At 58.0% G+C, this 8,987-nt stretch carries 10 protein-coding genes and 1 pseudogene; 2 read left to right on the forward strand and 9 right to left on the reverse strand.

Annotated elements, in window-relative coordinates; translation table 11 throughout:
- Positions 1-212, forward strand: a pseudogene (locus AWB81_RS47580) (IS4-like element ISCku4 family transposase); the annotation flags it as partial.
- Between the two features lie 79 nt (positions 213-291).
- On the opposite strand, the gene AWB81_RS38125 reads toward AWB81_RS47580, so the two are convergent.
- The 9 genes from AWB81_RS38125 to AWB81_RS48600 all read right to left on the reverse strand — a co-directional run bounded on the left by AWB81_RS38125 (position 292) and on the right by AWB81_RS48600 (position 8,658).
- The gene (locus AWB81_RS38125; RefSeq protein WP_062643255.1) at positions 292-1,014 is read right to left on the reverse strand and encodes an enoyl-CoA hydratase/isomerase family protein; all 723 of its coding nucleotides are present in this window, start codon (positions 1,012-1,014) and stop codon (positions 292-294) included.
- A complete protein-coding gene (locus AWB81_RS38130; RefSeq protein ID WP_062643259.1) occupies positions 1,011-2,180 on the reverse strand; it encodes a CaiB/BaiF CoA transferase family protein in 1,170 nt (389 codons plus the stop codon). Before AWB81_RS38130 ends, AWB81_RS38125 begins: the two co-directional genes overlap by 4 nt.
- A 28-nt stretch (positions 2,181-2,208) precedes the next feature.
- Positions 2,209-3,648, reverse strand: a complete 1,440-nt coding sequence (locus tag AWB81_RS38135) for a TIGR00366 family protein (RefSeq protein WP_235026122.1) — start codon at positions 3,646-3,648, stop codon at positions 2,209-2,211.
- Between the two features lie 63 nt (positions 3,649-3,711).
- Positions 3,712-4,827 carry a Rieske 2Fe-2S domain-containing protein gene (locus AWB81_RS38140; RefSeq protein ID WP_062643264.1) on the reverse strand — a complete coding sequence of 372 codons (1,116 nt, stop codon included), beginning with the start codon at positions 4,825-4,827 and terminating at the stop codon, positions 3,712-3,714.
- An 81-nt stretch (positions 4,828-4,908) separates the two neighbouring features.
- The gene (locus tag AWB81_RS38145; protein ID WP_482764071.1) at positions 4,909-5,679 is read right to left on the reverse strand and encodes a PDR/VanB family oxidoreductase; all 771 of its coding nucleotides are present in this window, start codon (positions 5,677-5,679) and stop codon (positions 4,909-4,911) included.
- A gap of 424 nt (positions 5,680-6,103) precedes the next feature.
- Positions 6,104-6,991, reverse strand: coding sequence for a LysR family transcriptional regulator (locus tag AWB81_RS38150; RefSeq protein WP_087135478.1), 888 nt, complete (start codon positions 6,989-6,991; stop codon positions 6,104-6,106).
- Between the two features lie 338 nt (positions 6,992-7,329).
- On the reverse strand, positions 7,330-7,653 hold the full coding sequence (locus AWB81_RS48985) for a group II intron maturase-specific domain-containing protein (protein WP_200822615.1): 324 nt from the start codon (positions 7,651-7,653) through the stop codon (positions 7,330-7,332).
- A gap of 265 nt (positions 7,654-7,918) precedes the next feature.
- On the reverse strand, positions 7,919-8,314 hold the full coding sequence (locus tag AWB81_RS38160; protein ID WP_062643272.1) for a type II toxin-antitoxin system VapC family toxin: 396 nt from the start codon (positions 8,312-8,314) through the stop codon (positions 7,919-7,921).
- Positions 8,314-8,658 carry an AbrB/MazE/SpoVT family DNA-binding domain-containing protein gene (locus AWB81_RS48600; RefSeq protein ID WP_327373247.1) on the reverse strand — a complete coding sequence of 115 codons (345 nt, stop codon included), beginning with the start codon at positions 8,656-8,658 and terminating at the stop codon, positions 8,314-8,316. Before AWB81_RS48600 ends, AWB81_RS38160 begins: the two co-directional genes overlap by 1 nt.
- Between AWB81_RS48600 and AWB81_RS49210 the strand changes: the two genes are divergently transcribed.
- A partial coding sequence (locus AWB81_RS49210; protein ID WP_445344348.1) for a hypothetical protein occupies positions 8,575-8,987 on the forward strand: 413 nt, incomplete at its 3' end. The two genes, AWB81_RS48600 and AWB81_RS49210, sit on opposite strands and share 84 nt — an antisense overlap.

Here is an 8,987-nt window from a genome sequence, read left to right on the forward strand (position 1 = left end):
CGGTATTCCCTTCACTCGTCTGGAGTTCCTTTGGATCCTGGCTGCGCACCATCCGTCCCGGCATCCCTCCATCGGAGTTGGTTGTCGCCAGTGCACTACGACAATGCCTGCCCGAATTTCTCGTGAACAGCGCCAAAACCAATTTCTTCGCGAAATTCATCGCCGAAAGGCAGGACCCTGACACCTTCGAGATGTTCCGACTGGCCACATAACCCCAAGACTGTGCCGAACTCGGCACTCTTGAGTTCTTAAGACGCTCGGAAAAAATGGCGCCCCCGCGTCGGCGCATACTCACCCTTGGCGTATATAGTCGAGCATCCGCGATTTGAGCCCCGGCCTCGCTGCGGAGCGAACAAGATTGGCCATATCCTGGTCCGCTTGTTCGGTACTCAAGACGTGATACAGATGTTGCTGCGTCTCCCTATCGAGCAAGCTGGCGATGCGGCGCGCGTCGTCGGTCGCCGAGGCACGCTCGGCCTCATTAATCAACCTGGTGACTAGACCGAGTTCGAACGCTTCAGCCGCAGAAATCGTACTGGTCTGTTCAAGGACCTCGCGTGCGCGCCTGTGCCCTACCAATGCTCCAAAGCGACGCGTTCCTAGCACCAGCCCGAACCTGAGTCCGGGCATACGAAAGCTCGCGTCATGAGTGCTATACCGCTGGCGGCAAGTGGCAAACAGGTCCACGCCCGCGCCAAAATTGCGCCCTTGCGCGAAAGCAACTGTCAAGCATGGCGACGATGCCACAAGATGCAGCAGTGATTCGATACGCACAAGCCTCATCAATAAGTCCGCGTCGCTCTCCCGCTCCAGCTCTCCTTGATCGAACCCGGCGCTAAAGCTTTTTCCGTTTCCGGCAAAAACCAGGAGCCTTGCCCCCGCCTCATGCGCCTTGCTGACCCCCTCGATGAGCGCCTCGACGAGTTCGGCATTGAGCGCATTAAGCTTATCCGGACGATTGAGCGTGAACGTCCAGGACCGCTCCTCAACACCGGTTTCGAGTATGCCGGTCATCGCGCCTCCTCCGGGACAGAAGTGTTGAGATCAGCGATAACTTCTTGCGTGTGTTCACCGAGAGCAGGAGGCGGTCGTCGAACCGGCAAGTTGCGGCCAGACAGGCGAATCGGAGAACCGAAGGTCCGCGTCTTCACACCGTTTGGCAGCGTTACCGGTTGTACCCACTCCATATGCTCGACCTGCGGATCGGCGAGAACGTCCGAATAGCTGTTGATCGGAGCACAGGGCACGCCGGCCGCCCTAAATCGCTCAAGCCAGTGTGATGCGTCTTTCGACTGGAAGTCTTGTTCGAGCATCTCGCGCAATGCGTCCTGATACCGCGCTCGCTCGCTGGGCGTGTCGAAGCGTGGGTCATCCAGCCATTCCACATGCCCCATCACCCGACACACGCTCGCCCACAGCGAATTGTTTCCGGCGGCCATGCCAAAGTGTCCATCGCGGCAGCGAAACACCTGATACGGTGCATTGCGCGGATGGGCCGAGCCTAGCTTGACAGGATCGCGGCCGCTGCCGAAATACTCCGACGTCTGCAGCGCAGCAATGCCGAGTGTCGCTCCGAGCATTGAGATGTCAATGTGAGTGCCGTTGCCGGTTCGCTGCACATGGCGCAGCTCAGCCGCGATTGCGAACGCGGCGTATAGGCCAGCCGAAAAATCGGCGAGCGGTACACCGCACTTGACTGGCGCCCCGCCCGCCTCGCCAGTGACGCTCATGATCCCGCTCATTGCCTGCATCGTCAGGTCGAACCCACCTTCCTGCGCCCTCGGCCCTGTTTGTCCGTAGGCAGAGATAGAGCAATACAGCAAGCGCGGGTTGATCGCGGAGATCGTGTCATAGCCGAGCCCGAGACGGTCCATGACGCCCGGCCGGTTGTTCTCGATGACTACATCGGCCTCGCCCATTAATGACTTTGCGACTTCGAGATCAGTCGCGTTCTTGAGATTGAGCGCAACCGAGCGCTTGTTGCGATTCAGCGAAGCAAAGTTTTCGCTAAACCCCTCGCTGATGGGCGGCCATGAGCGCAGCGTGTCACCCCCTTCGGGATGCTCGATCTTCACCACGTCCGCGCCCATGTCCGCAAGCAGCATCCCGCAGAAAGGTCCAGCGGCGACGTTGCAGATTTCGACGATGCGCACACCGTCGAGCGCCAGTTCATTTTTCATTTGCATATCCATTGTGAGCGTGAGTCCCTTATAGGCCTGCGAACGCAGGGACAATCAGCAGGTAAACGAATCCGAGGAAGCTCCCGGCGGTCAGAAAAATGACCAATGTGAATCCAAGCACCCGCTGGACACCTACACCCGCAATGGCGACGACCGGAATCGCCCAGAAGGGTTGGAGCAGGCTGCCGGCCATTTCTCCGGCAGCAATTGCCATGGAGGTGCCCGACATCGACGCGCCAAGATTCATGGCCGCGGGAATCGTGAATGGTCCCTGGACTGCCCAATGTCCCCCGCCGCTTGGTATGAAAAGCGTGATCAGACCGGACGCCAGATAACTGAGAAATGGAAGTGTCGTGCGCGAAGCAATATGAATGTACGCGTCGGCGACAACCTCCGCGAGCCCCGTAGCGGCCATAATCCCCATGATGCCGCCATAGAACGGGTACTGAAGTAGCATGGGACCCGTGACTTTCGCCGCTTGCGCGACTGCCGTCACATAGCGCTTCGGGCTTCCGTGCAGGCACAACCCTGCAAGCAGGAAAATGAAGATCACTGTGTTGATGTCGAGGCTGATGCCATGGCGAACCCATTGCATGACCAGGTATGCCGCACCGGCAACCACGAAGACCAATGCGCAAAGACGCGAGCGGTCAAGCCTGTCGGCCAGCGAATCGCGTTGCCGGGCCGGTTCGGCCGATTCAACTGCTTCTTCTGCCGCGAGCGCGTCGGCCTTTGCGGCAATGATGTCCTTCGCCGCCGGCCTCATCAGGATGAAAATAGCCGGAATCAGAATCATCGCCGCCAGTCCGGTCAACAAGTTCCAACTTGAAAACACGGTATGCGCAAGTGGCACTGTCAGGTGCGTGTGCTGTTCGACGATGTTCAACGGATTGCCAGGCGATGCGATCGACAAGGCTATAGAACTCGACATGCCCGTGAACGCCCACAACACCCATGAACTGTACGCAGCCGCGACCAGCCAGGCGAAGTCGACATGCACTTGCCTTGCGACCTGCTTCGACAGCATCGCGCCGACGACAAGTCCGAACCCCCAGTTCAGGAACGTCGCGATGGCGCCGACCGTGAAGACCAGAACGACCGCCGAGCACGGGCCCACCGCCAACCGGCTCACGCGCGACAATCCCGCTTTGATGACCGGCGCATCCGCCAGCGCATAGCCGGTGACGAGAACGAGCACCATCTGAAAGGCGAAGGTGAAGATGCCGAAGATACCCTTGTACCAGCCACCGAGTATGATTTCAGGCGTCGCCTTCGGAGCGAATCCAAATGCCGCGAGTGCCGTCAACACCGTCAACAGGATGACGATGACAAACGGGTCCGGCATCAATCGTTCGAATAGGTAAACGCATGAAGCGACGGCGCGCTGCATGAGCGTGGTACCGTCCGCCTTCGCGGACAGCGGTTGCGGCGGAGCAACAATTGGCGAGGAGGTCTCATGGGTTTTCACAATCTGTCTCCTGGGCGTTGAGCCACATGTTTTATCGAGCCGGTAGCGGCACCGGATGCACCGTCATGCGGCGGCGGACTCCTTGAGCGGCCCCGGTTGGCCGATCTCCCTTATCTGCAGCTCACGCTCCTTGCGCTGAAGGCCCATGAGGATCTGCCGCGCGCGGCGTAATGCCTTGTCGGTCTTGAGGAAAAGTTCCGAGTAACCGTCGTCGGGGTACTCCATCATTTGCTGCTGCCGTTCCAGCGCCCACTGGTCTTGGGCGACAACCTCAGGGAACATTTCCGCGACCTTGTGCGCGGTCGGCATCGTCGAATCGCTCAGTGTCGTGTGCCACTTCTTGCATGACACCGACCAGCGCCAAACGAGGTTGCGCTCGTCGACCGGCATGTGAAGGTGCAGCAACGTATAGCCGCGCTCCTTGTCCGTGCCGATTTCGCCCTCAGGTGCAACGCGCATCACGACCCGAGTGAGGCCCGGCGTCACCATGCAATGGGTATGAATACGCTCGACGGTGTCGTACAGGAACCATTCCTTGAGATACGGGGGCTGCTGATAGCCGTGAACATGGCGTGTGGTCTTGACGAACTCGTATCCTTCGCTCACGCCTTCATCGAGGCTCACGGGGATCTTGCTGTTTTCCTTGTCGCCAATGTTACCGTCGTGCAGCGGATAGAAGTGCGTGATGTCGAGCAGGTTCTCGATCAACAGCAGATAGTTGGCCGGCACGTGAAGCGGACCGGGCGAACCAATCGAAAGATTCTCCGAATCGGTTATTTCTGGTGTTCGCGGTGGCAGCGAGCGCTGCGCCAGGATAGGATTGCCCGGCCACACCCATACGACGCCGTCCTGCTCCTTCACGGGGATGGAAGTAAGACGTGCCTGAGGCGGAATCGCCTTGTCGGGCTGCGAAGGAATTGCCACGCATTGCCCCGTCGCGTCGTAACAAAGACCGTGATACGCACACTCGAGATGGCCACCATCGAGCAGCTTGCTTTGCGAGAGGGGGAACCGCTTGTGACAGCATCGGTCGTCGAAGGCGACGACTTCGGCCTTGTCCGAGCGCCACATGACAATCGGCCGATTCACTATCTTGTGGCCTTGCAATTGCCCCTCTGGAAACTCTCCTGAAAAACCGATCGGGTACCAGCAGTCCTTCACATAGTCGAATGTGCTCATGGTGAAACCGTCTCCATATGGTTTTTTTGGGCAGGGCGCCCTGCCCAGCGGCGGCTGATTGCTAAAAACTTGAAGCTTTGACTAAAGGTCGAGAACGAGCGACGCGCTCTTTGCGCGGCTACAGCAAATCATGATGAATTCCTTGCGGTCGTCTTCGTCGAGCACCGAGTCCCGGTGAAGCGGCTCGCCCGAAAGATAGCGCGTCATACACGTGCCGCAATACCCCTCGCAGCACGAGGTGTCGACTTCGACGCCCTGCAGTTTCAATGCGTCGACAATCGTCTCGCCCGGATGCACGGTAAAGCACTTCATCGAGCGAGCCAGTTCGACTTCGAACGTCGAGTCGGGATCGTCATCGGCGGTCCGCACGGGCTCGCCTCCTGCAGAGAAACGTTCGCAATGGACGGTCTCGCGAGGCCAATGCGCGCTGGCTGCTTCGATCGCATCCATGAGGCCCGCCGGTCCACAGTAGTAGAGATGCGCGCCTTCGGAACGGTCTTGCAACGTCGCCTTCAGATCAAGACCCTTGCTAGCATCTCCATTGTCGTAGTGAATCGACGCAAGTCCGCTCGCAACGAGTCCGCAAAGATCCCCCGTGAAAGCGGTGCGCGCCGGCGTGCGGGCGCAATAGTGCAGATAAAATGCTTCGCCGCGGCGCTGTACTTCGGCGATCATCGACATGATCGGAGTAATGCCGATTCCGCCGGCGATGAAGAGATGCCTCGTGGCCGAGTTGGAGAGCGAGAAATGATTTCGCGGAGAAGACACGGTCACGATCTGCCCAGCGCGCAGCACATCATGCATAGCCACAGACCCGCCACGGCCAAGTGGATCTCGCAGCACGGCGATCACGTAACGATGACGCTCCGTGGATGCATTACACAGCGAGTACTGCCGAATCGAACCGTTGGGCAAATGCACGTCGATATGCGAACCTGGCGTAAACCCCGGCAACGCGTCACTGTCAGTACTGACGAATTCGAACGCGTTGATGTCCTCTGCGAGATAGGAGACGGACTGCACGCGCACCTTTAGTTTCGAGGGCGCAACGGGGTTTTGACGCACGAGCGGGGACTCGTGCAGTGCGACTGCATTCATGTCTTCCTCCATATGCTGCTCTGAACGGCAACTTCGGTGCTTCGAATCGTGCCGATCAGGGCGCCTTTGCTTTAGAGAAAGAGTAGATGCGAGGATCTATAACTACAAACGAGTAATTTTCGAGTTCATGCATCAACTTTCTTGAACTGATTTGCTGCTATGCAGCGTACGACTTTATCTATTTTTGATCAAAAGTGCTCACCTCCCGAGCGAGTTCAGCCACAGTACGTGCAAGTGAGAATGAGTGACCCAGAGGGAAAACGGCGACGAATGGCACGGGCTCAAGTCGCGGAAAGGTTTTGACGATTTTGAGCCTGCCGCTTTCTAACTCGTTTCCATAATTCTTTGCTGGCAAGTAAGCGACGCCCATCCCCGCGGTCGTCATCGAGGCTGCCACCGCCACGCTTTTGCAGCGAGCGAGATAACGGGCGCGCACATGTTCATTCTGGAACCAGTCCTCGATCGCCGAATAGTGAAACGACTTCGGCTTCATACCAATGATCGGATAGGCTGCGAGGTCTGCCGGACCGTATACGCGATCCTCAAGCCCCAACGCAGGACTCGCCATCCACTCGAAGGCAACCGTGCCAAGTGGCAACGTAGAGAGTTCCTGTGCACGCGAGTGACCGGGTGCCAGCACAAGCTCAAGTTCAGCCTGCATAAGGCTCTCTATGAGTTCTGCAGTCAGCGCCTCTTCGATCTCGAGGCGTACGTTGGGATAACGCTGCGCGATGGTACGAATTAGATGGGGTAGCCACGTTGTCGTAATGACTTCGGCAACGCCAAACCGCACCGTTCCGAACACTGATTCCGGCGCGGCGATGCGATGCTCGAGTTCTGTCGACAAATCGAGAATGCGGCTGGCATATTCCATCAGCTCGCGTCCCTTCGGGGTGAGTCGGGCCGCCCTGTGAGTTCGATCGAAAAGCTCAACGCCAAGTGTGCGCTCGAGCTCGCGCACCCTCATCGACACCGCAGACTGGGTTGCATACAGTTTCTCCGCAGCCGCCGAAAAACTACCGAGCGTTACGGTCCAGAAAAAGGTTTCCAGTTGTTGCAAAGTCACGTTTGCCCCCGCCCGCCTGTTGACGAAGTTCAGCCAGATTGTCTTCCAGACAGTGTACCCACCGGTGCGGCATTCGCATTAAGCCGGGGAAATTCCGTGTTCTGTTCTGATGCAGTCTGGGGTTGCATGCTCGCGGCCACTGATGGGGCGAATGTCCGCAACACAGTTTGTCGCTGCCCCCTTGGCAGATACATGAATGTCGGCAGGGGCCGAAGACCCGCAGCCCTATGCGAATTGACGAACGGCCGTTGTACATCGAAGAATAGGGGTAGGAAACGGTGATCGCCGTCCCCTCCCTCCGAACCCGGTGTGCAGTTTTCCCGCGACGGGCTCTCCAGTCAGTTGTTTCCACATCGGGATTGGCGCGCCAATCGAAGGGCCTCGGATATCGTGAATAGCCCAAGATTAGCGAAGAAGGCATTTGGCCATCGCGTGTGATCTCGAAGGCAGTGACCTTGAGCCGGACGATGAAGCTGTCGGCGCAGGATCGCTCGCAGACGGCGACGAACAAAGCCGTCGACGGACGAGAAGGTGTATCTATGGGCGTGCTGGAAATAGCCGAACCAGCCGCGCAGGAGTGGAGTGAGCGAGGCGATGATGTCCTCGATCGAGTCCCCCCGGTTACGCCTGGTCAGGGCCCGAATTTTATTCCGCAGTCCCATGAGGCTCTTCTTGCGCACCCAACGTTGACCCTCCTCGAACCGGTAACCCAGAAACTCGAACCCATGACCCTCCAGCCGGCAATCCCCAACGTGGGTTTTGTCGGGATGCAGGTCCGGTCAAACGCCTGATTGACGATGTTGATCCGATTCGTCGAGGCCCTTGAAAGGACGTGCGCATTGCCTGCATTGCGGCCTCGCGCGCCACGGGCATGCACCGCGACATCGACCGGGTTGCCCACGCGCACGCGAGGTGCTTGCCGTGCCTTCAGGGGCGTTCGGTTCCAGGAATTCGAAGCGCTTTTTTGTCAAATGTGAAAAGAGGGGCGTGATTGGACTCGTCCGAGAGTGCGGTATGGAGGCAGTCTGCAAAATCGGCGACATACGTTTTGTAATAGAGCAGCGCGACTTCCACCGCCGATTCGCTTTCGAACTTCAACTCCATCGACTGTAGAAGGCTCGCATAGGTGTCTGTGACAGTCTTCTTGTCGAAGCCGTACCGCGCCCTGAGAACCCACTCCAGTTCGAGCGTTACGCTGATGGGTAAGTACAAGAGTCTCCCGGCAAGAACCTGCTGCTCGATCAGCTGACGTGCCAGCCCATGTTGCTCCTCGTCATCTCGAATCAGGAAGCGAACAAGCACATTTGTGTCAAGCGATGGCATCAGCTACGCCACGGATTCATATCTTCGATCTTGACGTGCAAGTCAGTCTTTACGGAACCCTTCAAGTCCAAAATCGAGCGCGTCTTCGCCCGCACGATGACGTCGCCGTCCGGTGTGACGTGCCACTCCAGACGCGTCCCTGGCTCGGCGTGAAGCGCTGCTCTTACTTGCACGGGCACGGTTGTCTGCCCTTTCGAAGTTACCGTTGACTCCGCCATGGTCTTCTCCTTACGGTTTCTCTTATTGTAAGGAGTGGCATCATGGAGGGCAAGCGTATTTGTTTCGCTTTGGTCACTATCTGGGGGTCCATTGAACGGACGAACGTTAGAACAGCGGATCCGCATGCGCGCCGGCCTATGAGCTTTGGCAACAAGACGGAAGCATGGAAGGATGTGCCGACGAGTACTGGCAACAAGCGCGAGAAATGGTTGAACGCGAGCTTCACGACGAGCAGGCGCAAGTACCGTCGAGCAGTGAGACTTGACTCGGGCGGTGATCAGCCAGGACGTTCGAAGTTTCAGTGTAATCAACGAAGGACCTCAAGCCCGGTCATCAAATGGCTTTCAATGAAACGCACGCTCGTTCGATGTCAAAGCAAAATTGAAATGTCGTACCGCCGGCTAAGTACAGATGTCGTGTTTTTGGTTGGTTGTGAAAGCTGTCTTCAACGGTT

It is taken from the genome of Caballeronia arationis (assembly GCF_001544975.2).
Lineage (GTDB): Bacteria > Pseudomonadota > Gammaproteobacteria > Burkholderiales > Burkholderiaceae > Caballeronia > Caballeronia arationis.

Excerpts from the sequence above, each read along its gene's own strand:
- AWB81_RS38140 (WP_062643264.1), bottom strand. The coding sequence starts at position 4,827 with ATGAGCACATTCGACTATGTGAAGGACTGCTGGTACCCGATCGGTTTT.
- AWB81_RS38125 (WP_062643255.1), bottom strand. The coding sequence starts at position 1,014 with ATGACCGGCATACTCGAAACCGGTGTTGAGGAGCGGTCCTGGACGTTC.
- AWB81_RS38130 (WP_062643259.1), bottom strand. The coding sequence starts at position 2,180 with ATGAAAAATGAACTGGCGCTCGACGGTGTGCGCATCGTCGAAATCTGC.
- AWB81_RS38160 (WP_062643272.1), bottom strand. The coding sequence starts at position 8,314 with ATGCCATCGCTTGACACAAATGTGCTTGTTCGCTTCCTGATTCGAGAT.
- AWB81_RS48985 (WP_200822615.1), bottom strand. The coding sequence starts at position 7,653 with ATGGGACTGCGGAATAAAATTCGGGCCCTGACCAGGCGTAACCGGGGG.
- AWB81_RS48600 (WP_327373247.1), bottom strand. The coding sequence starts at position 8,658 with ATGCGGATCCGCTGTTCTAACGTTCGTCCGTTCAATGGACCCCCAGAT.